Source organism: Chitinophaga sp. MM2321 (assembly GCF_964033635.1).
In the GTDB taxonomy this organism is placed as follows: Bacteria; Bacteroidota; Bacteroidia; order Chitinophagales; family Chitinophagaceae; genus Chitinophaga.
In genome coordinates this window covers 1767154-1793139 of the sequence record NZ_OZ035533.1, presented here as the reverse complement: position 1 = coordinate 1793139, position 25986 = coordinate 1767154, and the positions used below count along the sequence as shown (strand labels likewise).

Annotated in this window: 24 protein-coding genes; 15 read left to right on the top strand and 9 right to left on the bottom strand. The window is 44.7% G+C overall.

Going from position 1 to position 25986, the window contains the following annotated elements; translation table 11 throughout:
- Positions 1–11 precede the first annotated feature (11 nt).
- Together ABQ275_RS06960 and ABQ275_RS06955 are read left to right on the top strand one after the other, a co-directional pair.
- Positions 12–1388, top strand: a complete 1377-nt coding sequence (locus ABQ275_RS06960) for a putative oxidoreductase C-terminal domain-containing protein (RefSeq protein ID WP_349317555.1) — start codon at positions 12–14, stop codon at positions 1386–1388.
- A 47-nt stretch (positions 1389–1435) separates the two neighbouring features.
- Positions 1436–2500: a LacI family DNA-binding transcriptional regulator gene (locus tag ABQ275_RS06955; RefSeq protein WP_349317554.1), complete on the top strand. Its 1065-nt coding sequence runs from the start codon at positions 1436–1438 to the stop codon at positions 2498–2500.
- Between the two features lie 130 nt (positions 2501–2630).
- Here the strand turns inward: ABQ275_RS06955 and ABQ275_RS06950 are convergent, their stop codons facing one another.
- Positions 2631–3059 (bottom strand): SRPBCC domain-containing protein, encoded by a 429-nt coding sequence (locus tag ABQ275_RS06950; protein ID WP_349317553.1) that lies wholly within the window; start codon positions 3057–3059, stop codon positions 2631–2633.
- A gap of 26 nt (positions 3060–3085) precedes the next feature.
- Positions 3086–3412, bottom strand: coding sequence for a metalloregulator ArsR/SmtB family transcription factor (locus tag ABQ275_RS06945; RefSeq protein WP_349317552.1), 327 nt, complete (start codon positions 3410–3412; stop codon positions 3086–3088).
- A 243-nt stretch (positions 3413–3655) separates the two neighbouring features.
- Between ABQ275_RS06945 and ABQ275_RS06940 the strand changes: the two genes are divergently transcribed.
- Complete coding sequence (locus ABQ275_RS06940) at positions 3656–3859, top strand: cold shock domain-containing protein (RefSeq protein ID WP_349317551.1); 204 nt, start codon at positions 3656–3658, stop codon at positions 3857–3859.
- Between the two features lie 76 nt (positions 3860–3935).
- On the opposite strand, the gene ABQ275_RS06935 is transcribed toward ABQ275_RS06940, so the two are convergent.
- The 5 genes from ABQ275_RS06935 to ABQ275_RS06915 form a co-directional block, all read right to left on the bottom strand.
- A complete protein-coding gene (locus ABQ275_RS06935; protein ID WP_349317550.1) occupies positions 3936–5207 on the bottom strand; it encodes an alpha amylase family protein in 1272 nt (423 codons plus the stop codon).
- Positions 5208–5226: 19 nt separating this feature from the next.
- Entirely contained in the window at positions 5227–6879 is a 1653-nt protein-coding gene (locus ABQ275_RS06930) for a RagB/SusD family nutrient uptake outer membrane protein (RefSeq protein WP_349317549.1), read from the bottom strand.
- A 30-nt stretch (positions 6880–6909) separates the two neighbouring features.
- Positions 6910–10293 carry a TonB-dependent receptor gene (locus ABQ275_RS06925; protein WP_349317548.1) on the bottom strand — a complete coding sequence of 1128 codons (3384 nt, stop codon included), beginning with the start codon at positions 10291–10293 and terminating at the stop codon, positions 6910–6912.
- A 172-nt stretch (positions 10294–10465) separates the two neighbouring features.
- The gene (locus tag ABQ275_RS06920) at positions 10466–11413 is read right to left on the bottom strand and encodes a FecR domain-containing protein (protein WP_349317547.1); all 948 of its coding nucleotides are present in this window, start codon (positions 11411–11413) and stop codon (positions 10466–10468) included.
- Positions 11414–11518: 105 nt separating this feature from the next.
- Complete coding sequence (locus ABQ275_RS06915; protein ID WP_349317546.1) at positions 11519–12040, bottom strand: RNA polymerase sigma-70 factor; 522 nt, start codon at positions 12038–12040, stop codon at positions 11519–11521.
- Positions 12041–12284: 244 nt separating this feature from the next.
- Between ABQ275_RS06915 and ABQ275_RS06910 the strand changes: the two genes are divergently transcribed.
- From ABQ275_RS06910 to ABQ275_RS06865, 10 genes are all read left to right on the top strand, one after another.
- Entirely contained in the window at positions 12285–13262 is a 978-nt protein-coding gene (locus tag ABQ275_RS06910) for an NAD-dependent epimerase/dehydratase family protein (protein ID WP_349317545.1), read from the top strand.
- A complete protein-coding gene (locus ABQ275_RS06905; RefSeq protein WP_349317544.1) occupies positions 13259–14026 on the top strand; it encodes a 3-oxo-5-alpha-steroid 4-dehydrogenase in 768 nt (255 codons plus the stop codon). Before ABQ275_RS06910 ends, ABQ275_RS06905 begins: the two co-directional genes overlap by 4 nt.
- A 22-nt stretch (positions 14027–14048) precedes the next feature.
- The gene (locus tag ABQ275_RS06900; RefSeq protein WP_349317543.1) at positions 14049–15155 is read left to right on the top strand and encodes an ABC transporter permease; all 1107 of its coding nucleotides are present in this window, start codon (positions 14049–14051) and stop codon (positions 15153–15155) included.
- A gap of 314 nt (positions 15156–15469) precedes the next feature.
- Positions 15470–16249, top strand: a complete 780-nt coding sequence (locus tag ABQ275_RS06895) for an AraC family transcriptional regulator (protein WP_349317542.1) — start codon at positions 15470–15472, stop codon at positions 16247–16249.
- Between the two features lie 88 nt (positions 16250–16337).
- Complete coding sequence (locus tag ABQ275_RS06890; RefSeq protein ID WP_349317541.1) at positions 16338–17174, top strand: NAD(P)H-binding protein; 837 nt, start codon at positions 16338–16340, stop codon at positions 17172–17174.
- A complete protein-coding gene (locus ABQ275_RS06885; protein ID WP_349317540.1) occupies positions 17147–17665 on the top strand; it encodes an anthrone oxygenase family protein in 519 nt (172 codons plus the stop codon). Before ABQ275_RS06890 ends, ABQ275_RS06885 begins: the two co-directional genes overlap by 28 nt.
- Before the next feature lie 22 nt (positions 17666–17687).
- Positions 17688–18584 carry an AraC family transcriptional regulator gene (locus ABQ275_RS06880; protein WP_349317539.1) on the top strand — a complete coding sequence of 299 codons (897 nt, stop codon included), beginning with the start codon at positions 17688–17690 and terminating at the stop codon, positions 18582–18584.
- Between the two features lie 98 nt (positions 18585–18682).
- The gene (locus ABQ275_RS06875; protein WP_349317538.1) at positions 18683–19090 is read left to right on the top strand and encodes a VOC family protein; all 408 of its coding nucleotides are present in this window, start codon (positions 18683–18685) and stop codon (positions 19088–19090) included.
- Between the two features lie 17 nt (positions 19091–19107).
- Positions 19108–19968, top strand: coding sequence for an alpha/beta hydrolase (locus tag ABQ275_RS06870; RefSeq protein ID WP_349317537.1), 861 nt, complete (start codon positions 19108–19110; stop codon positions 19966–19968).
- A 158-nt stretch (positions 19969–20126) separates the two neighbouring features.
- Positions 20127–21650 carry a sulfatase gene (locus tag ABQ275_RS06865; RefSeq protein WP_349317536.1) on the top strand — a complete coding sequence of 508 codons (1524 nt, stop codon included), beginning with the start codon at positions 20127–20129 and terminating at the stop codon, positions 21648–21650.
- 30 nt (positions 21651–21680) lie between these two features.
- Here ABQ275_RS06865 and ABQ275_RS06860 read toward each other — a convergent pair whose 3' ends face one another.
- Positions 21681–22688 carry a glycosyltransferase family A protein gene (locus tag ABQ275_RS06860; RefSeq protein ID WP_349317535.1) on the bottom strand — a complete coding sequence of 336 codons (1008 nt, stop codon included), beginning with the start codon at positions 22686–22688 and terminating at the stop codon, positions 21681–21683.
- Positions 22689–23026: 338 nt separating this feature from the next.
- Between ABQ275_RS06860 and ABQ275_RS06855 the strand changes: the two genes are divergently transcribed.
- Positions 23027–24139 carry a glycosyltransferase family A protein gene (locus tag ABQ275_RS06855; RefSeq protein WP_349317534.1) on the top strand — a complete coding sequence of 371 codons (1113 nt, stop codon included), beginning with the start codon at positions 23027–23029 and terminating at the stop codon, positions 24137–24139.
- A gap of 21 nt (positions 24140–24160) precedes the next feature.
- Positions 24161–25276 (top strand): glycosyltransferase family A protein, encoded by a 1116-nt coding sequence (locus ABQ275_RS06850; RefSeq protein WP_349317533.1) that lies wholly within the window; start codon positions 24161–24163, stop codon positions 25274–25276.
- Between the two features lie 96 nt (positions 25277–25372).
- On the opposite strand, the gene ABQ275_RS06845 is transcribed toward ABQ275_RS06850, so the two are convergent.
- Positions 25373–25819, bottom strand: a complete 447-nt coding sequence (locus ABQ275_RS06845) for an SgcJ/EcaC family oxidoreductase (RefSeq protein WP_349317532.1) — start codon at positions 25817–25819, stop codon at positions 25373–25375.
- Positions 25820–25986 lie beyond the last annotated feature (167 nt).

Below are 25986 nucleotides of genomic sequence, written 5' to 3'. Positions count from 1 at the left end.
AAAATAAAGCGATGAAGCAAAATATTATCTTTACCGGCATGGCAGCAGTATTGCTGTCGTGTGGAACTACACCAAAAAAGCAGTCCACTATGCAGCTGATTGCACTCAATCCCGGACATTTCCACGCAGCACTGGTACAGCAACAAATGTATCCGGGTATCGATACCACCATAAAAGTATTTGCGCCTGAAGGACCGGAAGTAAAGCAATACCTGGCCACTATTGATGGGTTCAATAAAAAGGCCGAACCGCATGTATCATGGGCTACCGATGTATATACCGGTCCGGACTACCTGGAAAAAATGCTGCAATCTCCTCCCGGCAATATAGTAGTGATAGCCGGCAACAACCGCCTGAAAGCCACTTACATCCGTCGTTCCGTAAATGCGGGCATGCACGTACTCGCAGATAAGCCCATGGCTATTGACGCTGCGGGCTTCGACTCGCTCCAGGCAGCCTTCAGTGAGGCCGCACAGCATAAAGTTCAGCTCTATGATATCATGACCGAACGTTACGACATTCATAACACCTTGCAGCGGGAACTGGCACTCCTACCCGATGTATTTGGCACACTGGAAAAAGGCAGCACCGGTGATCCTTCCGTGATCAAAAACAGTGTACATCATTTCAAAAAACTGGTAGCCGGCAAAACACTGGTACGCCCTGCCTGGTACCTGGATGTAGCACAACAGGGAGAAGGCATTACAGATGTAACCACTCATCTTGTAGACCTGGTACAATGGACCTGTTTCCCCGATCAGATCATTGACTACAAACAGGATATCCGGATAGAAGGCGCCCATCGGGAGGCCACCCCGATGACGTTACAGCAATACACAGATATTACCGGGCAAACCTCTTTCCCTGATTATCTGCAGAAAGATATAGATAAAGACAGCCTGTTGCAGGTGTATGCCAACGGTGAATTTACCTACACCATCAAAGGCGTACATGCAGCAGTATCTGTAAAATGGAATTACCAGGCGCCCGAAGGTACCGGCGATACACACTATTCCCTGCTTCGTGGCACCAAAGCAAAGCTGATCATCCGCCAGGGCGCGGAACAGGGCTACCGGCCTGTGTTGTACATTGAACCGGCGCAACTTAACGATGCCGCCTATACGAAAGTATTGCAGGCAAAGATCGGTGAACTGGCAAAAAAATATCCGGGACTATCCCTGAAGCAGGATGCCAAAGGATGGGAAGTGGAGGTTGCTGAAGAACTAAAGAAAAAACACGAAGAACTCTTTGCAAAAGTAATGCAGCAGTTCCTGGTATACGTAAAAAATAACAATATGCCTGCCTGGGAAGTACCCAACATGTTAGCGAAATATTATACCACCACACAGGCGCTGGCGGTAGCAAAAAAGAGTGGAACAAATCCGTGAATTATACATTTGCATAAAATTGGCAGGCAAATCATAACATTTTCAGCATGAAAAAAAAGGAAGCCGAACAACCCCTCGGCGTAAAGGAAATTGCAAGAAGGGCCAACGTAGCCATTGCTACGGTGGACAGGGTTATCCATAACAGGCCCGGCGTTTCCCAAAAAACAAAAAGCAAGATAGAAAGCATCATAAAGGAGTTAAACTATCAACCCAATATTCTGGCGCAGCGGCTGGCCTCGCGGAATGTACTGCGGCTGGTGACCCTGCTCCCTGAAGTATCTTCCGCTGAAACAGATTTCTGGACGCTCCCCGTTGCAGGCATTAAGAAAGCAGAAGAGGAGATCAAACAGTTTGGCGTTAAAGTAGATAAGTATTTTTTTGATCTCAACGATAGAAAATCCTTTGTAAAAATAGCCAAACAGCTCCTGAAAGAACCGATAGACGGCATCCTGCTGGCGCCTTCGTTCATTGAGGAATCTACTTCGTTTATCCGTGCCTGTAGTAAGCAGAATATTCCATACGTGTTTATCAACTCGGACCTTCCTAACCAGGAAAGTCTTTGTTATATTGGTCCGGATCTCTTCCACAGCGGCTACCAGGCCGGTCAGCTGATCAACTTCTGCACCACGCGCAACAGCCGGGTGCTGGTACTGAATATTTCCAGGGAGATAGAAGATCATCATCACCTGTTGAGAAAAGAAGAAGGACTACGTGCTTATTTTAAAGAAACAAAAAGGCCGGTTGTTAAAGTAGATATCCGGCAAACAGATCAGCATTCTATAGAGAAAGAACTGGCCAGAGTAATGAAACAGTATGCAGATATCCGCGCTGTTTTTGTTACCAACTCCCGTGTATCTGCTGTATCACGCTATCTCGAAAAAACAGGTAAGCATGACCTCTTACTGATCGGTTATGACTTTACACATGACAACGTTATCTCACTGGATCAGGGCCATATTGATTTCCTGATTTGTCAGCAGCCGCAGGAACAGGGCTACCGGGGTGTCATGGCATTATATCAGCGACTGGTGCTGAAAATGCCGGTAGATAAAACCTACTTCATGCCCATCGATATTATCACCAAAGAAAATCACGCATTTTACAGGAATTGATGTGGGCTAGGTCCATCAATCACAACACGACCGGGGCCCGGGGCTAAAGCCACCGGGCCTCTATTTCCAGTATGCACAATGACTGGAGATATGTGATACTATACCACACATCAGTTGCAACAGCACCGGCTTATGCTTTTTCCAGGAAATTTTTAAGAGAGGTATTAACGATATAATCCCATCCACCTGCAAAGCTTTCTCTTGCAAAGTCTTTCTTGTCGCCGGGGAAGGTTTCCAGACCAGTGTGTGTGAGTTTTAAACGCGTTTTATCGCCTTCAGGAAATAACTCAAACGTTACGGCTGATTCACCCGGATAATCCTTATACTTCCAGGTGTAGGACAGCTTCTTATTGTCAACAACTTCTGTCACTTTACACAGATGAACATATTGTTCATCATCACTTCCTCCGGAAAACTGGAATTCAAATCCCTCTTCCGGCTTAAATGCGGCAATATCAAAGTACCATTGTTTCATTTTACTGTTATCCGTCAAGGCTTCCCAAACCTTGCTAACAGGCGCATCGAGCGTACGTTCTACTACGAGTGGTTCGTGGTTCATATGAAAGTAATATTTGAGGTGATGAATTATTTTTCGCGTGTTTTATTTTTGTCTTTAAGAAGAAAAGCTTCCAGCGAATCCAGTTTCGTATGCCAGAACTGCCGGTATTTTTCTATCCATTCCGATACGGCTTTCAATTGCCGCAGATCCGTTGTACAATGCCTTTCGCGCCCCTGCTGTTTCACAACAACAAGACCACATTCCGTCAGTATCCTGATATGTTTTGATATGGCTGGCCTGCTGATATCAAAATGCGCCGCTACCGTATTCAGGTTCAACGACTGCCCCGCCAGCAGGTGGATGATCTCCCGCCGTGTAGGATCTGCGATTGCCTGAAAAACATCTCTTCTCATAATCTGTAACCGTTTGGTTACAAATGTAAGAAAAAAAATCCCGGTCAAACAAATACAAAATATAAAGGATGGACTTTATTTAGTGAAAGATGAAAGCATTAAATGGGGAAATAACCATCGGATAATTAAATAACCTTATACATAAAGCGTTTCAGGGCACGCATCTCACATAAAAGAAGAGAATATATTTGGCTTGGTAGTTAATAAAAGTTACCTTTAACAGATATCTTTTAATATTTTATAATGACTACAAAATTTATCGGAACTGTAAAGTTCTTCAACGAAAGTAAAGGTTTTGGCTTTATCAAACATGATGAATCTGCTAAAGAAACTTTTGTACATGTAAACGGCCTTATTCATGAGATCCAGCAGGATGACCGCGTGGAGTTCGAATTAGAAGAAGGAAGAAAAGGCATGAATGCAGTAAAAGTAAGACGTATAGACTAAGCTAGCTTACCTTTATACAACATTAAAAAAGGGCTAACCGAAAAGTAAAACTTTGGTCAGCCCTATTTTTTTGTGCTTATCGCTGTAAGGCTTCCGCCTTGTCAATACCACGCTTCAGTCTATCCCACAAATTGTGGTCAATCACCTGCACAATATCAAATACCACCAGCCCTTCAGATTGATTCAGACAAAGATCAATATCATCTTCAATATGCGAAAAGTTATTCGCGTAAATGCTGCCGTATACCGCACACGCCCCGTTGATCAACCTGTTGCCTCTCGCAAGGCCATATTCAATTGATTCAGGATCGTTGATACCGTAAGCCCTCTCCAGGTATACACCATTCATAAAAACATCCAGTTGCTCGGCAAAGCCGCTTTTCATATACGCAGGCGTAGCCCAGCTATAATCTTTGGAGGCATCATACTGCTCACTTGCCCAGTTCTGCCCCTTCTCATACATAGAACCATACCAGGAGGCAGACCAATACTCCAGCTTCACCTGCGGCTTGATCGCTTTAATTTCTTCCTTTGTTCTTTTAATGAAATCGTGGATCACCATAGACCGGAACTCAAACCACTGTTTTGCAAAAGGACCATCCTTTCTGGCATAACCATCTGCTGTTTTCTCCCAGGAAAATATATCCTGCGGGAAATTCGGTACCTGCCGCCCGATATAGGCTTCAAACTTCTTACGGGTAAAATCAGAGAAGTCTGTTTCCACATCTGAGTAGCGGCAATAATCTAAAACATAGCCCTCAAAATCATAATTGGTCACCAGCTCTCTGATAAAGCCCAACGCATACTCCTGCGCTTCGGGTAGCAACGGATTAATAAAGGCGGCCACTTTGGTAACATCATCCTTGATATCCGTTAATCCCTGCGGCGTGTTCTGAATGGCTGTACGCTTTGCCCAGTAAGGATCTTCATAGGCAGGCCCTCTCCTGCTGGACGGATCACCAGCAGGAAACAATGTGGTAGAAACACTTACCTTCAGTCCTCTCTTTTTGGATTCATCAATAAAAACCTGGAGATAATCCCACTTCACATTCCTTGAAACATTCCTCACCCGTTTCAGCTGCTTCATGCGCTTCGTTTTCTTATACAGCACATCACCATAAATAGGGCGCACATCTACCACGATCTGATTAAAGCCGGCTTCTTTTGTTTTGTCAAGATAATACCGGATAGAATCGCGGTTAGAAAAACGCTCAAAATTGGCTTCGGCATCAAACCACAGATACTTGGGCTTTTCAGCTTTCACAGTATCCGTTACCGTTGGCGTCTGTTCCTTTGTTGTATGCTTGTCTTCCTTCAACGGCAACAAGCATAATAATAACCATAACATAAGCACGTGTTTTTTATGATCAATTCCATCCTGGGTTCTGCACCAGCACAGTTGGATTTTTATCCATTTCAGATTGAGGTACAGGATAGAGATACATTTCTGGTTTGAACACGCGGTCCTCTACTTTTATAATGTTGTAGTGTAATGATCCGTCGCCATTCTTCGTTACCCTTATGCCATGTATAGGCACGCCCAATGTTGATTCTGCAATCTTCCAGCGTCTCACATCCCAGAAGCGTTGCTTTTCAAAAGCCATTTCCACCGCCCTTTCATTCCAGATACGTTTACGCAGATCTGCCTGTGATAATCCTGTTGGTAAATCGGCGATACCTGCCCTGCGACGGATAACATTCACAGCTTCATACACGTCAGGAGAAGGGCCTGCTGCTTCATTCTGCGCTTCAGCATAGTTGAGATAGATCTCTGCGAAACGGAAAATCGGGAAGTAGCGTTTTACACCACTTTGACTATTTGCGTTTTGAAACTTGCGCATGTAATATCCTGTTTTCGTCCAGTCGCCACCAATAGCGGGGTCCTGGTTGCCGCCGGGCAGCATGCTTAACACCGTGTTCTGGTAAGTAACACCATGATAGTTGATAGACGCTGCCAGCCTTGGATCACGGTCCTTGTAAGGATCCTGCGGATCGTATCCGGAAGTGAGGTCTGTAATCAGTTTACCATTCTTCATTTCATATTTATCTATCAGGTCCTGGGTTGGATTGGTACCACCCCAGCCAATACCTGCCGGTTCTGCCACTGCTGCATTAAAGGCCTCGGCCTGATTAGTGAGCATCACTTCATTGTTATCTGAAAACAGGAAGATATTCTGATAACTGTTGAACAGGGAATATTTTCCATCTGCGATAATACTTTTGGAGATGTCTGCCGCAGCCTGCCATCTCGCCAGATCATTGGATGGATTATTTAACGGGCTGGCGTAATACAGCAACAGTCTCGATTTCAGTGCTTTCACCAATGTTTTGGTAGCCCGTCCGATATTACCACGGTTCATATCAAGCGATGGATTGGAAGGATTGCTACCAAACCACACCAATGGTATTTCCGGGTTATTGAAGCAGTTATCCAGATCGCTTAAAATAGCTACCACCACCTCATCATAACTGGCTCTTGTGGCGAGTCTGAGTGCCTCATCTCCGGCGCCCAGTGGTTCTTTAATAATAGGGATACCACCATAACGCTTCAGCAATTCAAAATAATTATAAGCGCGCAGGAAATACGCCTCCCCTTTCATTCTTTGTGGGGTCAGATCCGTTTCTTTGGACAGCCCCAGGTACTTGTTGGGTACATTGTCGATTTTACTCAGGAACAGGTTACATTTCCGGATCGTCGCATAACACGTCCCCCATACTGATTCGGGGTTATCACTGGCATTCCAGGAGCCATTCTGAAATTTATCAGACGGCGTACCTGCGAAGGAGTTATCGGCTTCATCGCAGGCGGCAGCCAAAGGTGAATTTCCCAGGTCCATGAAACTACCGGGCCGGTTAAGTGTATTGGCATAGATATCTGTCAAAAATTGACTGGTCAGATCGATGTCGTTAAAAACCTTTACTTCGTCGTAATCCAGTTCAGGCGCCTGATCCAGGATCTTCTTACAGGAAGTGGACAGCAGGATGCCAAGGAAGCCAAGCAGGTAAATAATTCTTTTCATATAATTAGTTTTTCCTTCCGGAGAGATGATTTAGAAAGTAACCGTTGCACCAAAATTGTAGATCTTTTGCTGAGGATAATAGGTACCATCACCTGATGGCGCTTCCGGATCAAACTGGAAATCTTTCATATCCTTCATCCATGTCCATAAATTCTGTCCATTCATATACACCCTTACACCCTGAATCTTCATTCTGTCTGTCAGATTTTTTGGCAAACGGTATCCTATTTCAAAATTCTTCAGTCTTACATAATCCGTACGTTTCATCCAGTAGTCGGAATACACATGGTTGTTGGTATTATCACTTGCATGTAATGCCGGGAAAGTAGCGGTAGCAGCAGTTTCAGGCGTCCATCTTCCCAGGTGTCTTTCTGTTACTTTTCCATTGCTGTAGAATTCATACGCTGCAAAGTTTTCCAATACAGTATAAGCACCAAATGCGCCCTGGAATAATACGCTGAAGTCAAAACTTTTATAGTTAATCCCCATTGACAATCCCATGGTGTAAGTAGGAATATCCGTATTGGCTACGGAAGTCCGGTCATCCGCATTTATCACGCCATCACCATTCAGATCAGCATATTTGATATCTCCGGGAATCAGGCCACCAAATTGTGTGGGACTCTTGTCGATTTCTTCCTGGCTCTGAAAAAATCCGATTGACTGGTACCCGAAGTATTGATTAATAGGATGCCCGGTGGTTTGTAACCAGGGATATTTACGGGGAGGTTCATCCGCAAAAACAACCGTGCTGGTAGCGAAGTTGACGTTGCCTTTGATCATATAACCCAGGTTTTTATTGAGCTGGTTGGTATGCGTCAGCTCCAGTTCAAAACCGCGGCTCTTTGTTTCGCCCATATTCAAAGCTGGTAACGGCCCCCCATAAGTAGCCAGGATAGTTCCCGGTGTGATCAGGATATCAGATACATGCTTACGGAATACATCCAGGTTAATGCCCAACAGATCATTAAATAATTTTGCTTCGAGGCCCAGGTTCATAATCTTATGTTTCTCCCAGGTAACGGAAGGAGAACCAGCGGAGCCCTCTTTTAATCCGCCTGACCATACTTCCCCATTCTGACCAAAACTATATCCTGCACCGCCCTGGTAAATAGATTGAAATAAGAACCGGCGCCCACCAATCTGGTCATTACCCACGGTACCATATGAGCCTCTTAATTTCAGGTAGCTGATCGGTGTAATACCTTTCATAAAATCTTCACTGCTCATAATCCAGCCCGCTGCTACGGAAGGGAAGAAGCCAAAACGGGAACCTTTCGGAAAGTTCTCTGACCCATCATACCGGCCATTGAGATCAATAAAGTACTTGTTGTTATAACCATATGTCAACCGGCTCATCACACCCTGTACATAAAAAGGTTTTCCATATTGTGAAGCCTGTATCACTTTTTTACGCTGGTTGTACAACACCATTCCGGTCACATTATGTTTTCCGAAACTCTGATTGTAATTCACATAGTATTCCAGGTTCAGCGCATAAGCCGGCGACGTGGAATACTCTGTAATAGGCTCTACCGGCGTATCTGCGCCCTTTGTCAGTACAGCCTCATTTTTTGCATCATCCCACGTATATAAACCATAACCCTGGGTGCGGTTCATTCTGTAAGTATAAGTTCTGTCAAATGAATAATTTAAACCGGTACTTAAGCCCTGGGTGATAAAATCCAGTTTTCTTACGGCCCTGATGGTACCTTGTGCAGTTCCATCAAAGGTTTCTGTATAACCTGTTCTGCTCAGATCACCAATCGGGTTTTGTGTATGGTTTCCGGGGACCGCTATTTTTCCATCGGGTAAAATAGCCAGTTCCACAGGCGGATACCAATATACCTGGCGTAGCATATCCCCTTCCACACCGGCGGTAGGTGCATGTTTGCTGGTGATCATACCGGCGAGGTCCACGGAGATATTAAAGTCTTTCGACAATGCGATATCAATATTAGAACGGAAATTCCAACGTTTAAAAGCATCTTTGGTATCGTATTCAGGGTTATCATATTTCCTGAGAATACCCTGTTGATTTAAGTAAGCTGCGGAAACAAAATATTTCACTTTTTCATTACCACCATTGATGCTCAGGTTGTAACGCTGTGTGGGAGAGGTTTCGCGGAACAGCAAATCAACCCAGTCTGTATTCGGATAGTGCAGCGGATCCTTACCATCTTTGTATTGCTGCAATTGCTCCGGCGAATATTGTGCAGGTTTACCATCATTGGCCAGTGCTTCATTCAGGAGCAATCCATAGTTATAGGAATCCAGGAACTTTGGTAATTGCGTAGCCTGGTTGATAGCATAGTTGGCGTTGAAGTCCACACGCGGTGGGCCGGACTTTCCCCTGCGGGTAGTTACCACCACTACGCCGTTAGCACCACGGATACCATATTGCGCAGTAGCAGAAGCATCTTTCAGTACGGTGATGGATTCAATTTCCTGTACATCAATATTATCCATGCTTCTTTCTACTCCATCGATCAATATCAACGGGCTGTTATCTCCGGAGGTAGAATATCCCCTGATCAGGATTTTGGAATGATCATTACCGGGATTACCACTTTGCTGCATGGCAATCAAACCCGGCAAACGGCCTGCCAGCGCGTTGGACAGGTTTGATGCAGGGCTCTGTTTTAATTCATCTCCCGTAACTGTTACCAATGATCCTACAATAGAAATTTTCTTTTGCTTGGTATATCCTACTACCACTACTTCATTCAAACCACTGGTATTGGCTGTCAGCACGACATTTAATACAGGGGCGTTGTTTACCGGTATCTCTCTTTTATCATATCCAAGGAAAGAAAAAATCAGGGTGGAATTAGCAGGGGCACTCAGGGTATAGTTTCCCTGTTCGTCCGTAGCTGTGCCCAGGGAAGTACCTTTTTGCTGGATACTTACACCCGTTAGCGGCATACCTGTTTCATCGGTGACCCTGCCTTTGACAACAGGATCTGCCGCCTGTGTGGCTTCGCTTACCGCAGCGATAGCAGCATTGCTGAACAGTGATACAGATGGTACAGTTCCGGGTGTTTTATCCTTATGCTGCGGCCGTACGGAGAGATAACGTTCTACCTGTTTAAATTCCAGGCCTGTTCTTTTTCCCAGCTCCTGTAGTACATTAAACAGTGATTCTTTACTGGCGCGCATATTTATCTGCTGCTGCACATCACAGGTGGCGGCATCATAAATAAAACGGAAGTCTGTTTGTTTTTCTATCTCCTTAAAAACCTGCTTCAGTGGAAGCGTTGCGGAGTTGAGCGACAAAAACACATGCTTTATGTCGGGCTCCTGGTCAACCATTTTTTTTGCAGACAGGAAGGAGGTAAAAGTTATCATAATGCAGCAGATCAATAGGGACCGGTGGCCGATCCTGCGCGCATAAGAAACAAATGCTTTTTGCATAATTAAACTCGATTTTGGAAAAGATAATTTTAATTTTAAGGCATACCATATGCTGGCCGCTGCGCATAAAGCTGCGGTACAACTACTGTTGGCATAGCTTGCTGCTGCCGTCACAGCTAAATAATACAGGCAATTTTAAAAAATGGTGGAATGATTATTTATTATGGTCTGTTCATGGTTGTATCGGTGATATTGTGAGTGTATCGTGACTTATTTTATAACTAATATCACAGGTGAAAGCAATATTTCTCATAACAACGTCCAGTGTTTCCTGGTTAAACTCGCCGGATACCTGCCATTCCACATCATTGAGTGCAGGGTTGCTGTTTACATGGATACCATAAAAGATACCGAGTTTCGTAATTACTTCCTGCATGTTTGCGCGATGGAAATACAGGACATTTTCTTTATAGTTGAACGGTGCTTCTTTCGCGATTGTTTTACTGATATGTTTGCTGCTATTGTTATATACAGCAGCTTCGCCCGGATTGAGATAGGTACTGTCGGCGGTCACGCCTTTCTGTATGCCACATACCACCACCTTGCCATAGCTGAGTGATACGTCTACTTTTCCGGCGCCCGGATACGCCCTCACTTTAAAAGAAGTACCCAGGGCGGTGGTCCGGATGTTTTCACTGATCACTGTAAAAGGGCGGTGTGCATCTTTCGCGACTTCAAAAGATGCTTCTCCCTGCAATATTATTTCGCGTTTGTCTGCCGGAAACTTTTCCGGGAATGTCAACGAGGACGCGGGTCCCAGGAAAACAACCGAATGGTCTGGTAATACTATTTTTCTTTTTTCGAGAGAAGAAGAACTGATCACCAGCTGCTTTACGCCCTGTTGTTGCAGGAGGAAAGCGGCGATAGCACCGGTACCGAGCAGCAGCAGCCCTACAGCAGCTGCTTTCAGCCAGGTTCTGTTTTTGGTACGTATTGGTACAACAGGGGCGCCGGGATGCATTTCAGCACGCATTTTATCCCAGATGGCTTCCCGGATCACTTCATCTTCCGTAACATCCGGCCAGGAGCCGTCTTGCGCCCATTCACGAATGGCCTGTATCTCTTCGGGGGTAGCTTTCCCTTCCCTAAATTTTTCTATTAATGCTTTGTTTACGTTCATAAAACCTGTTTCGAAGTAAGCCGCAATACCTTCCCCCTATTAAGAAGTTCCTTTTCGGGAAGAATACCCTAAAGGTTGCACCAACTATTTTTTATTTATTTTTTATTAAGGGAAGAAAGTGATGAAATATGCGACGACCAACCGGCTTAAAATACGCAGTGCTTTGGAAATGTGGTATTCTACCGTTTTCACGGAAACGCCCAGCTGTTGGGCTATTTCCTGGTAAGTGAGTCCATGTTCGCGGTTGAGCAGGAAAATCTGTTGTGTTTTTTCAGGCAGGGACGACACGCTGTCAGCAATACTATTTGTCAGCTCTTTCAGCTCCAGGTGATGTTGGGGAGTATTGTCTGCAGGAAGCTGTTCCAGCGCATCCATCATCAGATGTAAACTGGCAGTACTTTTCCGTTGTTGAAGAATATGTTTGATCGCCTTATTTTTGGCAGCTCTTACCAGATAATGTTCCAGGTTATCGATCTGTAGCTTCTCCCGGTTATTCCATATTGACAGAAAAATCTCCATTACCAGGTCTTCAGCCACTTCACGGGAAGCCACTGTATAAAAACATACGCTGTATAATTTGGACCAATACTGCTCGTATATTGCCCGGAAAGCATCTTCATTCATCATGACCTGCAAAGCTTCATTTGTACTGACTGATTCTGGTTCTATACCCCATTTATGGCAGCAGGATTGGTGTTTCCGCTTCTTGTATGCCTGCAAACAATACTACTCATAATTTTTCTGAAATCCTAGCAGGAGGATCCGGGGAATTTTTTGCAGGGGGTATTTTCGGGTGGTTGGGGAGCCACCGGGAAGGGGTGTACGGAGAAAAATACCTTATTTTACAATTATTTGTCAATTATCTTTTCTGATGAAAATAGCGATAACAGGCGCAACAGGTTATATCGGATCGGTGCTAACGCCCTTGTTACAGGCGGCCACACACCAGCTGAAGCTATTATCGCGTAAGGAGCAGCCTGGGCAACAGGCCGGTATTGAATTCGTATATGGGAACCTGTTAGATGAAGATGCCATACACCGGCTGGCGCATGGCGCCGATGCAGTGATCCATCTTGCAGCTATGATATCTGTCAGCGACCGGCCGGAAGAAGCCCTGTTCCGGATTAATACTACTGGTACCCGTTTACTAGCAACAGCGGCGCAGCAGGCTGGTGTAAAAAGGTTTATCCACCTAAGCTCTATTACGGCATATGAACAAGCGCCCTTCGATGAACCAATGGATGAACACCGCCGTCCCGCACATGCCTTACAATATGGTTATGATCACTCCAAAGCAGCATCCCAGGCCATTGCGCTGGAGCACAATGGCAATGGCATGGAAGTGATTGTACTGGCGCCCACGGCAGTGATGGGCCCATACGATCATCGTCCTTCCCTGATCGGCAAAGCCATCGTTAACATATATAATGGAAATATACCTGCGCTCTTTCCCGGCGGTGTTGATTTTGTGGATGTACGGGATGTAGCGCAGGCAATCGTACATGCGTTAACGATGGGTGTTCCGGGACAGGCGTATATACTGAGTGGCGAATGGCTTTCACTCGTTACTTTGAGTAAACAGATAGGTATCATAAAAGGAAAAGAGATCAAGCTCCCGGTACTGCCGCTATGGCTGGTAATGGCGATGCTCCCACTGGTGGGCGGACTGGCAAAACTTACCGGAGGTCCACCCTACTATACCCGGCAATCTGTATATAATCTTATCTATAGTAATAAGAAAATAAACAATACCAAAGCGCGGGAGGCTTTACAATTCCACCCCCGTACGATTATAGAAACACTCAGGGATACCATTGAATGGTTCAGACAAACAGGCGCCTTAAAATGATGCAACATCTTTCACTACCACACTACATCTTATTCATCGGCTGCTGGGCGGTAACAGGCATCTTTGCCGGTTGTTACCTGCTACAGAAAGAAGCGCCCTACGGCCGCTATACCAGCGAAAAGTGGGGTCCCATGGTCAGCAATAAATTCGGCTGGCTGTTAATGGAAACTACGGTATTGGTTTCATTTTTTGTATGGCTGCCACTGAAACAATTTAACTGGTGGGCGCCAGCGGGTACAATGGTGCTGATGTTTGTTATTCATTATGTGCACCGCAGTTTCGTATACCCGTTCATGATACGTACCAAAGGAAAAAAGATGCCGCTGGTGATTATGTTATCTGCCATGCTATTTAATACTGTCAACGGCTCGCTGCTGGGGATCTGGTTTGCCAGATTCGCACACTATCCGGATAACTGGTACACAACGCCGGCGTTTGTACTGGGTTCCGCCTGCTTCGGCGCCGGGCTACTCATCAACTGGACTTCAGATTACCACCTGATCCATTTGCGGAAAAAGAACGAAACAGGCTATAAGATTCCGCAACGCGGACTCTTTAAATACATCTCCTCTCCTAACCTGCTGGGTGAAATCATGGAATGGGGTGGTTATGCATTACTGACATGGAGCCTGCCAGGGCTGGCCTTCTTCATCTGGACCTGCGCCAACCTGGTACCGCGCGCACTGGCTAACCACCGCTGGTACCGGCAACAGTTTCCGGATTACCCGGCAAACCGGAAAGCACTATTGCCCTTTATCTGGTAGAATGTTTTAGATTTGACATGGTATGCCGAAAAAATACAGTCAGCTAAAAGCAGCTTTGGTATTAGCAAAGGCAAGTCTTATTGCTACCTTGCGCAGTCCTACTTCCGTAGTATTCGCGTTGCTGTTTCCGGTCATCTTCGTCACCGTGTTTGGTGCCATGGTGGACAATACTGCCGTGAAGGTAAAGATCATGTTATCACCCCACAGTGATACCAGCAGTCCCGTTTACGCGGCGGTTAAAGCGATCAAAATCTTTGACCTGTCTACCGGCAGCGATTCTGCTACCATGCTTTCTTTATTGAAAAAAGGAAGGATAGCCGGTATCCTCTATATACATCCACCGGTGCTGTCATCCAGCCTCCCGCGATATGATATGGACCTGTTAAGCTCCAGCTCCGTAGCAGATAAACTACCCCTGATCCAGGCTGCTTTACAGGAAGCCGCCAATGACATTAACCGACAGGTGCTACCGAATCAACCTGTAGCGGCATCCCTGCAAATGATTAACATCCCCGGAAGAGTGTACCGGCAGATTGATTTTATTCTTCCCGGCCAGTTAGGTTTTTCATTACTGATGGCAGGCGTTTTCGGATCCGCTTTCCTCTTATTCAACCTGCGGCATACATTGGTTCTGAAACGGATCTTTGTGACACCAATCAAGCGCCCCTACCTCCTGTTGGGAGAAATGCTCAGCCGCCTGCTCTTCCAGGTGATCTGCTTCATGATCATCACCGGACTGGGATACTTCGCCTTCGACTTCACCCTGGTCAACGGCCTGCTCACCTTCCTGGAAATGTTGCTGTTATCCGTTTTCGGGCTCATTATTTTTATGGGTATAGGCTTTATTATCAGTGGCCTAATCCGCAACGAAAGCTCCATCGCTCCCGTAGCTAACACCCTCACCGTACCACAGATACTGTTATGCGGCCTCTTCTTCCCCATAGAAAATTATCCGGTATGGCTGCGTACTTTCTGTGAACTGCTACCCCTTACCTTTTTTGTAGAAGGACTACGGAAAATTGCTTTTGAAGGTTTGCATATCTGGCAAATACCTCAGCAGTTAATTGGACTTGTAGTTTGGGGGGTGATTGTGGGGGTATTGTCGGTGAAGCTGTTTAAGTGGGAGTGAATGAACTTTCTAGTTGCTTAATGGAGCTTGTACAAGCTACTGGCAACGTAGGTAGGTATTCTGTCTGATCAGAGGTTCATTATATTATAAACATCGCTAAATAGTTATCATCATCCTGGTTGTCAATATCGTTACCAATTTTTTTACTATAGTTTTACCCTAGGGAGAATGGGTTTGCAAGAAAATCATTATAAATTTAAACGTCTTTGCAGATGTAATCACCTTAAATTGCTTTCAGGTTTACGATTGTTAAATAGTTGAAATATAATTATCTATCGACTGTATAAGGCTTTCGAAACAAAACGAGTTGGAATTTGATAGACTTCACTAAAATAATTGCCAACTACAAGTTGGAATTGTTCGTTAAGGAAATTTCTGTCCTGGAAAATCAGGATGCTCCAAAAGACTTAACGTTTACGTTTTTTGCGGATGGTTATCCGGGAATCGTATACCTGCAATCGGAAAAGGCATTTCTACTTCCCCGGGAGAAAGAGTTGACCGCTTTTTTCCTATACGGCCAAATGATAGCACCTTACGAGCTTTCGATAAGAGCGCCCTATTTAATGATTGCTTTTCAGCTATACCCTTTCGCTGCTAAATTGTTGTTTGATGTCAACCCCAAAAAACTTAATGACGATTGTGCTGACCTCTCAAAGATCAAAGCTGCAGCTATCGAAAACCCTTTGGAAGCTTTGACCACTTCTTCCGCGATAAGCTTGAAAGTGGAGATCATCGCCAAATTCCTCTCGGAACTTGCACGGAAAAAAGGGTTGGAGGAATATCTGGAAATACAACAAGCCATTCAAATTATCTTTGACCATAAAGGCAAGATTGCTGTAAATAAACTGGCCAGGGACCTAAATACCACTGAAAGGACGTTACGAAGAAAGTTCAATGATTGTATCGGGATATCTCCGAAAAAATTCGCAAAAATCATACAGTTCCAAACCTCGTTGATGCAAATCTCCACGGGGGGCTTTTCAAAACTGACCGATGTGGTCTATGAAAATGGCTACGCCGACCAATCACATTTTATACGAAACATTAAGAAGTTCACAGGGAAAAAACCTTTACAGTTAAAGAAACCGAAATAGTCGCTTTGTCCGATTTGTTCAATTTCTGATTTTGTCCCCGCTATATTTTTGCCCATAATTATTTTTAATAAATAAAAAAGCAACAATTATGGCAAACGAAATTTTGGTATTAGGAGCCACGGGGAAAACCGGGAAACGGGTAGCAGAAAGGCTTCAGAAAAAGGGTATTCCGGTACGGGCTGGCTCTAGGCAAGGAAACCCGCCTTTTGATTGGGAGAAAGCTGAGAATTGGGCAACGGTTTTAAGTGGGATCAAAAAAGTTTACATCACCTACTACCCCGACTTTGTAGTTCCAGGGGCATTGGAGAAAATCCAACAGTTTGTGGACGCTGCAAAAAACACTGGGGTTCAGCAACTGGTATTCCTTTCCGGAAGGGGCGAGAAAGAGGCCGAAGAAGCTGAAAAGATTGTGATAAATTCGGGATTGCACTGGACGATTGTGAGGTCCAGCTGGTTCATGCAGAATTTTAGTGAATTCTTTTTTCTGGATAATATCCTGGCCGGCTACTTCGTTGTCCCGAAACCAAAAGCATTGGAGCCTTTCGTCGATCTTGACGACCTTGCTGATGTGGTCGTTGAAGCGTTGACGGACGATAAGCACAACAGGAAAATCTATGAACTGACCGGCCCGGAATTGCTGTCTTTTAAAGATACAACCAGCATAATCTCCGAAGCTATCAACAGTCCTATTGTTTATGAAGAAGTAGATATGGATGCGTACGTCAACACTCTTCGTGACTACCAAATCCCCGAAGACATTATTGGGCTCATGCAATATTTATTTACTGAAGTGTTGGATGGAAGAAACGAATCGATCAAGAACGATATTGAAGACGTATTAGGGCGCAAATCAACTAGTTTTCGTGAATATGTAGTCAAAGCCACTCAAACTGGAGTATGGAATATTCAAAATGGACAACGATGATTTTTTACCAACTAGTTCAAATAATAGCGGTACTGCTAACTGGTTTAGCGGCAGGGCTATTTTATAGCTATGCCTGTTCCGTTACCGGTGGGTTGGGCAAGCTTTCGGACAGGGAGTATTTATTGGCTTTCCAGTCGATTGATAATGCCATACTGAATGCCTGGTTTTTCACAAGTTTTATGGGAAGTCTTGTTGTTCTGCCGTTGGCAACCTGGTTATCCTATCATGTGGGCGGCAATTTTTCATTTTGGCTGTTGTTGGCGGCTACTACTATTTATGCTATCGGTGTGTTTGGCGTAACCATAGCAGGGAATGTACCCTTAAACAATATGCTGAAGGATTTTGATGTGAGCACTGCCTCTCCGCAAGAGCTATTTTCTCTGAGGGAAAGGTTTGAGGCTCCCTGGAACAAATTGAATTTAATCCGTACCATAGCAGCCATTTTCAGTTTTTTATTGGTCATACTATCTCTTTTGAAAATAAAATCATAATACATAATAGAAGTATATTCCAATGAAAGAATCAAACGCATCTATTCCGTACTATACAGAAATTAATGATTTTTTGGAAACGCTACCTATACCCGGCAGGACAATTAATCCCATGTTTTATAGCAGGGAATTAAAAAACACAGATCCGAAAATAGAAATTTACCGCCCCCCATTCAGAAGGGCATTTTATTTTTTTGCCTTGTTTCTCAATTCGGGGAAAATCCAGGTTAAGTACGACGATAAAACCGTGAATAACCCCGAAGCTTATCTTGTTTGCCATTCACCGGATTTGATTTATAGTTTTTCCAAGGCCGATGCTTTGGAAGGATATATCTTTTATTTTAAACCGGAGTGTTTTTCTTTTTTTAAACCGAGTTTCCATAAGGAGTTTCCCTTCTTCAACAGTCTCTACACGAATCTGTTTACAATGAAACAAGCCACATATCACAAATTGCTTCCTCATTTTGAAGAAGTCTTTATAGCATATGAAAGGAGCAGCGGTGGCGCGCATATTGAAGCAAGGTTAAAACTCCTTGCCCTGCTTTACCGCGTGAAAGAATTTGTAAATGAACAGTATGATGCCGCAAGGTTTGTTTCTCCTGATCAGGGACTCCTGAGTAAGTATCTACATTTGGTAAACAGTCATTATATAGAAAAGCGGACTGTAAAGGAATATGCTGACCTGCTTTCCATAACACCCAACCATCTTTCTCAAACTATCAAGGCCGTTTCCGGTAAAAATGCACTGTCTTATATCTCCGAAAGGTTGGTAAGTGAAGCTAAATCGCTGCTCTTATATACTGACTTTAGTATATCGGAAATCGCCTATCGGTTGGGTTTTTCAGACCCAGCTAATTTTGGGAAATTCTTTAAAAAAGAATCAGGCGTGCCTCCATCAGAATTTTATAAAAATTTATAACCTATAAAATTTACCAGTCACCCCAACTTTTCGACAAGTTTTTATGCCATAAAACTTTTTCTTTTGTATCAGTATTTATTCATTAAAAATTAAAAATTATGGCAACAAAAATTTTCGTCAATCTACCGGTTAAAGACTTGAATAAGTCGAAAATTTTCTTTGAAGGTCTTGGATTTAGTTTCAATCCTCAGTTTAGCGATGATAAAGCGGCTTGTATGATCATTGGCGATTTCATGTTTGCTATGTTCCTCACAGAACCGTATTTTAAGACATTCACCAAAAAAGAGGTATGTGATGCGAATAAAAGTACGGAGGTACTGATAGCCTTAGATGCGAGTTCCCGTCAGGAAGTGGAGAAAATGGTAACTAAAGCAAAAGAATTGGGAGCAACCATTTATGCCGAACCTGCAGACCACGGTTGGATGTACCAACACAGCTTTGCAGATTTAGACGGACACCAATGGGAATTGGCTTATATGGACGAAAGCCAGATGCCAGGTTATTAACTTAAAAACAGATAGTGATGAAAACAATAGCATTAAGCATGTTGACAATATTATTGTACTCGCTCTGTTTCTCGCAGGACACCGTTCCTTACAGCTCCAACAATGGGAAATACATAACCGTAAACGGCACTCAGTTGTATTATGAAGAATATGGACAAGGCACTCCGCTCATAGCCATACACGGTGGCCTCTCCAGCATTAAAGATATTGCGCCTTTGATACCGGAACTATCAAAAAAATTCAGGGTGATTGCTGTTGATTGTCCCGGGCAAGGACGATCTGAACAGGCGGATTCCTTGGGTTATCAGTTATTGGCTGATTATTTTTCTAAAATGATAGACCAAATGAAACTAGATAGTGTATATGTTTTTGGTTATAGCGATGGAGGAAATGCAGCATTATTGCTAGCAGCAGACCGGCCGGATAAGGTAAAGAAGACAGCTGCCTTTGCAGCTGCTTCGCATACTTCCGGCTATTATCCCGAAGCCATTGCCGGGCTTGATCAACTAACGCCTGAAGAAATCGAAAAAAACTTCAAATGGTGGCTAGAACCACATTTACAGAAAACACCTCAAAAAGGGCAATGGAAAAAGTTTGTCAAAGATTTCAGCAGTATGTGTGCAACCCCACTTATTGTTCCTGAAGAAAAACTTAGGAAAATACAATCAAGCGTACTAATTGTGCAAGGTGACAATGACATTGTTAAACCCGAACACGCACTGAAATTACACCAAGCCATAGAAAACAGTCAGCTTTGTATTATTCCTGCTGCCTCTCACTTTATATTGTATGAAAGACCGGAACTTTTTAACGTAATTGTCAGGGAATTTTTTACCAAAGAACCAAAATTATTCGATTGGACGGAATTGGGTAATTGAATCAGGTACAATTAATAAATCTAACTCATTAAACATACTATTTTATTAATGTTGCATATTTTTTTCTCTCCCATCAAAAAACATTCCACTCCCCATTTGATTTGTAGCCGAATAAAAATATCTTTAGAGAACTACAACGATCCTATAAATCAAATACTATGAATATTTTAAGCAAAATAGCAGGGTGCATCCTGCTATTCACCGCTGCTAACAGCTACGCGCAGCAGCAACCAAATATCATTTTCATCTTCTCCGACGACCATGCTTACCAGACCATCAGCGCCTACGGCAGCAAACTGGCACAAACACCCAATATCGACCGCATTGCCAACCAGGGCGTGCGCTTCAGAAACGCGCTGGTCACCAATTCTATCTGCGGCCCCAGCAGGGCTACACTGCTGACGGGTAAGTATAGTCACATTAACGGCTATACGCTCAATGAAAAGAAGTTTAATGTAGGACAGCAGCTCTTCCCGCGCATGCTGCAACAACATGGCTATCAGACCGCCTGGATCGGCAAGTGGCATCTTGGCAACCTTCCCGATGGTTTCGACTACTGGCGCATCCTAAAGGGACAAGGACAATACTATAACCCGGATATCATCGGCCCCAAAGACACCACCCAGGTGGAAGGCTATGTTACCAATATCATCACACAATTTTCTGTAGACTGGCTCAACAACAGAGACAAGTCCAAACCATTTTTTCTGGTAGTAGGCGAAAAAGCCACCCACCGCGAATGGCTACCAGACCTGCAGGATCTCGGCGCCTACGACGATAAAGACTTTCCCCTGCCACCCACCTTCCACGATGACTACAAAAACAGGGTCGCTGCACAAAACCAGGACATGACAATCGACAAAACCATGCGCCTGAGAGACGACCTGAAAGTACATGCCAACTATGAACAGAAAGGCATCTACGGCCGCTTTACACCCGAACAGAAAAAAGTATTCAAAGCATATTACGAAGACAAGATCAGCAAGGAATTTGATGAAAAGCACCTCAGCGGCGACTCCCTCGTACAATGGAAATACCAACGCTACCTGAAAGACTACCTCGCCACTGCCCGCTCACTCGACCGGAACATCGGTCAGTTACTGGACTATCTCGACAAAAACGGCCTCGCTGAAAACACCGTAGTAGTATACGCCTCCGATCAGGGCTTCTACATGGGCGAACACGGCTGGTTCGATAAACGTTTCATGTACGAAGAATCATTACGCACACCCTTCCTGATCAAATATCCCGGCGTTACCAAACCCGGTACCACAGTAGATCAGCTCATGCTGAATATAGACTGGGCGCCTACATTCCTGCAAATAGCAGGCGTACCAGTACCTGCTGATATTCAGGGCACCTCTTTCCTCCCCTTGCTGAAAGAAAATCCTGAAAAAGTAAACTGGAGAAAATCTGCCTACTATCACTACTACGAATTTCCACAACCACATCATGTATATCCGCACTTTGGTATCCGCACAGAAAGGTATACCCTCATAAGGTTCTACGGTCCGTCAGACAGCTGGGAACTGTACGACCTGCAAAAAGATCCGCATGAAATCAACAACCGCTATGGCAGCAAAGGCGCTGAAAAGATCACTGCCAGTTTAAAAAAGGAATTGAAAAAACTGATCCTTCAGTACAAAGACACGGAGGCATTAAAAATACTGGAAGAAAAATAAACTTTAACGGCGTTGAGTGGAGCGCATACGTTATCTCCACTCAGCGCCGGAATAAGGTAAACGCGCTTTCAGATCCGCCCCTGTAAAAAAACATTGCACTTTTATCCTCGTGGTTTTCCACCATGCATCTCTTCTAAGTGTAGCGCGGGAAATATGCGTGGCTTCCTCGTTATAAAAATCGCTTTCTATCTCCTGTAACAACTGCTGGTCCAGCTTCTTCCGGGCATTCCAGTATTCCCGGTGCTTATGCCGGAACGCTTTACCAAACATCTGCTGAGAAATAATTCCGTCTTTCCGCATTTTAATCAGCACACGGGTAGCCTCTCTGAAATTTAATCCTGTCTTATACACGTTACTGGAAACATCGCCCGAATGATTCCTGAAATAATTCAATGTACGCCCGGTAATAAACACATCTCCCTGCTTACAGAGTTCTATCCAGAAGTACCAGTCACCACTCATCCTGAAGTTGAGATACCCTTCATCTACCTTACTGAAAAGTTCCTTCCGCCACACGGCCATGCTGGCATTGAAGATACCACAACGGAACACCAGGTATTCGTGAATATATTTCCGGCCTTCCATATAATCGGCCAGCAAAGGATAATGCGATTGCCAAAGGATCAGGTTATCTTCCTTCATTGTATAAGACTGGCAATATGCAACTGCACACTGATCATTTTCTTCCAATCCTGCTACCAGGTGTTGCAGCAAAGTAGGCTCGCACCAGTCATCGCTTTCCGCCAGCCAGATATATTTTCCTGCGGCCTCGCCAACACCCCGTTTCCATTGCCTGAAAACACTCCCGCTATTCTGCTCATTATAAATGATCTTTTTAACATTGGGATGATCCCGGTACTTTTCAATGATCGCCCTGCTGTCATCAGTAGAACAGTCATCCATCAGGATCACCTCAAAATCTGTAAAGGTCTGATTCAAAACAGATGTAATCCGTTTTTCCAGGTAAGCAGCATGATTGTAGTTGGGAATAATCACAGAAACTAACGGCAGGCCATTATCCGGTACTTTGTTTATCATGAATAGCGGGCATTTAAACAACAAAGATAAACATCTAAACGAACTCCCGTCAGCACCTCCCTGAATTTGCTGGTAAAAAAAGATATATATATCTTTACCGGATTTCACGGGAAACCACATGTCCTATGGTTAATTTGTTGCAAAAATTATTTGGTAAGAAGAAGAAAAAGCAGGTACAGGAAGATGCTTTTGGTCCTGCTTTCAAAACTGCACTGAAACGGAGGTGCTGACTTACTATGCAGGCCTGGACCAGGATACCATCAACGCTGAACACCGGCATTTCCGGAAAGGTTTGATCAGGGCCTGTAAATAATAAATGAACCGTGTAGCGAAGTATTATGCAAACCAGTATCGATATTGTCATTCCTTCATTTCGTTTAAATGAAGCCTTCCTGTTGCCAATGCTCCGGTTACCCAAGCCCGCAGGACTGGACATCAAATATTACCTCATTGCGGATAATCCGGCAATAAAACCCGGACAGGCGCTCAGTGATCTGATTGACAACAAGACCGTCTTTTTACTGGTGAATGAACAGAACATGGGCGCAGGGCTCACCCGCAACAGGGGTATTGACGCGGGTACCGGCGAATGGATTCTCTTTATTGATGATGATGTACAGGTGCGGGATGACCTGCTTTTTGCCTACGCAAAAGCATTGGAACAATTCCCCAATGAAACCGGTTTTGCCGGCATGGTAGCCCTCGAGGAACCTATCAACGATTTTACACGCGCCATCTCCTTAAACAAAACACTCGATATCTTCAGGGTGGCGGCCGACTTCCCGCATACCGCCTGGGCTGCTACCGCCAATGTGATGGTGAAACGCAGCGCCATCGGCGATATCCGCTTCTCCGCAGCTATTCCCCGCACCGGTGGCGGTGAGGAAGTAGACTTCTTCCTGAAAGTAAAAGAAAAAAATAACGACCGTAACCTGAAATGCCTCCCAGCAGCCTGGGTTACCCATCCCTGGTGGGGCGGCGGCAAAATGAACCTCAAACGTAATTTCTACTACGGTATCGGCAACAGTATCCTGATTATGCGCAACCAGCGTTATGCCTGGAACGGATTTTTTAATACGGTAGAGATCCTGTTCTTTTCCACAATAACTGGCCTGGCACTGCTTTTTACCCGCCCCCGGCTCCTGCCTGCGGTGTTTTTATTCATGCTATTTACGGTGCTCTTGGAATATCTTTATCAGATCGTAAATATCTATCAGCAAACCCGTAAAGTGGAACTCAAAACCGCTTTTCTCAATATGCTCATTAACATAGCCGATGATGGCGGCGTGTTAGCCGGCAATCTCCAACGCTTCCGACTGAAGGGTATCGGGGAAAGGTTTAACTACGATGGTAATCCTGTAACAAGAAATTACCAGTTCAACCGTAAGAAGATATTTAAGTTTGTATTGTACCTTATCGCGATAATCATACTTATCCGTTGTTTTAATTAGTATCAGAATCCGTTTCAAATCATGCATGTAAGTATTGATGTTGTCATTCCATCCTTCCGCCTGGAAGAAAAATATATTTTACCAATACTCCGGCTCAAAAAGCCGGCAGATGCAACGATCAGGTTTTACCTGGTGGCAGACAACCCGGCTGTGGTTCCTTCTCCTGCTATCAGATCACTGGTAGATAATGAACAGGTATTCCTGGAAATAAACCCGCAGAACCTCGGCGCCGCCCTCACCCGGAATAAGGGGCTTGAAATGGGCAAGGGCGACTGGATCCTGTTCCTGGATGATGATATTGAATGCAGGGAAGACCTGCTGGAAACTTACGCAGCGGCGGCCCGCCAATATCCGGATGAAACGGGCTTCATCGGGCTGATTAATCTGCCGGCACCTAAACAATCTTTCAGTCACGCTATCACCATCAATGGCGCCATGGATGTTTTTGCCACTGCGGCCAAATATCCCACTTTCGCCTGGGGTGCTACTGCTAATATTATGATCCGCCGCGCCGCCTTGGGCGATATACGTTTCTCGCTCCGCTATCCGAAATTTGGCGGCGGGGAAGATGTGGACTTCTTTATCAAAGTAAGGGCGCGCAATGGCTACCGCGATTATAAATCACTACCGGAAGCGGTGGCAGAACACCCCTGGTGGGATAACGAACGTCCTAATTTCAAACGGCCCTTCCGTTATGGTATCGGCAACAGCTGGTTAGGGCAGCTCAATCCCCAACATGCTTACCATGATTTGTTGAATACCCCCGAACTGTTGCTGCTGCTGGCAATAGCCACCATCGTGCTGACAATTATTAATATCCACTGGTTGCTGCCCATGCTGTTACTGATGGCGGGCATCCTGGTTATTGAGGCCATTGCCATCACAATCCAGGCGCTGAAAAGAAAGTCGAAACGCGGAATAAAAATATTCACTTACCTGATCCAACTGCGGCTGGTGTATGAATCCGGGCTACTGTGGGGCAACCTCTCCCGTTTCCGACTCACAGGTATGGGCCAACGTTTTAATTATAACGGCAGTTTTAAAAAGAATCATTTTTATAAAACCAGCACCTACCGGATTGTAAAATGGATTCTTTACCCGGTGCTGGTATATGTGCTGTGGCGCTACTTCAGATAAGTAAAAGCAACCGGCAACTACAATGTACATCCTTGAACGATACTCCTGCTCATAAATGAAGCGGATACCACAACAAACATTTTATGGACGCAGATTTTACCGGCGGCCCAGTGTCAACAGCCAGCGCGAAAAGCGACTAAATTCCTTTACGCGGCAATTATGGAAAGCTGAAAGCAGCCACTGTCCTGTTTCATCATACACCCACACGGAAGTATTGATCGATTGCCGGCTTTGTGGCGCCTCTTTCTGCCAGCGGAAACGGATGGCGCCCGTGGCAATCACCACGGCGGTGGTATCATTCAAAAAACGGATCTCTTTCACTACTCCTTCCAGCCTGGCACCACGGAACATAAAGTTGTTCATGAGCGTTTCATGCAATTCAATATAGGCTGCACGCCCTTGCAGGTGATGTCCGTTAAAAGTGATATAATCACAATCTTCCGTTAAATAATTGGCAGCCCCTTTGAAGTCCAGTGTTTCAAAGGATTGGTTAATATGCGCCGTAGCCTGCGCTATGGCCGTAATGGCTGATGCTTTATTCATAGTCTGGTAATTTTACACAAAACTATCTATTGCCATTGCCCGCAGGTAGCAAGTTTCGGCAACAGCAACGGGGTTTCCGGTAAAAGCAATATTTTTTCCGGTAAACACCCGCCTCCGGGAACAGGAAACGTACGCCCGGTTTCGTGAATTAAGCGCCGCCATTCTTT

Coding starts and splice junctions, on each gene's coding strand:
- ABQ275_RS06930 (WP_349317549.1), bottom strand. CDS start 6,879: ATGAAAAGAATTATTTACCTGCTTGGCTTCCTTGGCATCCTGCTGTCC.
- ABQ275_RS06845 (WP_349317532.1), bottom strand. CDS start 25,819: ATGAATAAAGCATCAGCCATTACGGCCATAGCGCAGGCTACGGCGCAT.
- ABQ275_RS06880 (WP_349317539.1), top strand. CDS start 17,688: ATGAAAGAATCAAACGCATCTATTCCGTACTATACAGAAATTAATGAT.
- ABQ275_RS06955 (WP_349317554.1), top strand. CDS start 1,436: ATGAAAAAAAAGGAAGCCGAACAACCCCTCGGCGTAAAGGAAATTGCA.
- ABQ275_RS06865 (WP_349317536.1), top strand. CDS start 20,127: ATGAATATTTTAAGCAAAATAGCAGGGTGCATCCTGCTATTCACCGCT.
- ABQ275_RS06885 (WP_349317540.1), top strand. CDS start 17,147: ATGGAATATTCAAAATGGACAACGATGATTTTTTACCAACTAGTTCAA.
- ABQ275_RS06875 (WP_349317538.1), top strand. CDS start 18,683: ATGGCAACAAAAATTTTCGTCAATCTACCGGTTAAAGACTTGAATAAG.
- ABQ275_RS06860 (WP_349317535.1), bottom strand. CDS start 22,688: ATGATAAACAAAGTACCGGATAATGGCCTGCCGTTAGTTTCTGTGATT.
- ABQ275_RS06870 (WP_349317537.1), top strand. CDS start 19,108: ATGAAAACAATAGCATTAAGCATGTTGACAATATTATTGTACTCGCTC.
- ABQ275_RS06925 (WP_349317548.1), bottom strand. CDS start 10,293: ATGCAAAAAGCATTTGTTTCTTATGCGCGCAGGATCGGCCACCGGTCC.
- ABQ275_RS06905 (WP_349317544.1), top strand. CDS start 13,259: ATGATGCAACATCTTTCACTACCACACTACATCTTATTCATCGGCTGC.
- ABQ275_RS06960 (WP_349317555.1), top strand. CDS start 12: ATGAAGCAAAATATTATCTTTACCGGCATGGCAGCAGTATTGCTGTCG.
- ABQ275_RS06855 (WP_349317534.1), top strand. CDS start 23,027: ATGCAAACCAGTATCGATATTGTCATTCCTTCATTTCGTTTAAATGAA.
- ABQ275_RS06935 (WP_349317550.1), bottom strand. CDS start 5,207: ATGTTATGGTTATTATTATGCTTGTTGCCGTTGAAGGAAGACAAGCAT.
- ABQ275_RS06915 (WP_349317546.1), bottom strand. CDS start 12,040: ATGATGAATGAAGATGCTTTCCGGGCAATATACGAGCAGTATTGGTCC.
- ABQ275_RS06940 (WP_349317551.1), top strand. CDS start 3,656: ATGACTACAAAATTTATCGGAACTGTAAAGTTCTTCAACGAAAGTAAA.
- ABQ275_RS06910 (WP_349317545.1), top strand. CDS start 12,285: ATGAAAATAGCGATAACAGGCGCAACAGGTTATATCGGATCGGTGCTA.
- ABQ275_RS06950 (WP_349317553.1), bottom strand. CDS start 3,059: ATGAACCACGAACCACTCGTAGTAGAACGTACGCTCGATGCGCCTGTT.
- ABQ275_RS06890 (WP_349317541.1), top strand. CDS start 16,338: ATGGCAAACGAAATTTTGGTATTAGGAGCCACGGGGAAAACCGGGAAA.
- ABQ275_RS06850 (WP_349317533.1), top strand. CDS start 24,161: ATGCATGTAAGTATTGATGTTGTCATTCCATCCTTCCGCCTGGAAGAA.
- ABQ275_RS06945 (WP_349317552.1), bottom strand. CDS start 3,412: ATGAGAAGAGATGTTTTTCAGGCAATCGCAGATCCTACACGGCGGGAG.
- ABQ275_RS06900 (WP_349317543.1), top strand. CDS start 14,049: ATGCCGAAAAAATACAGTCAGCTAAAAGCAGCTTTGGTATTAGCAAAG.
- ABQ275_RS06920 (WP_349317547.1), bottom strand. CDS start 11,413: ATGAACGTAAACAAAGCATTAATAGAAAAATTTAGGGAAGGGAAAGCT.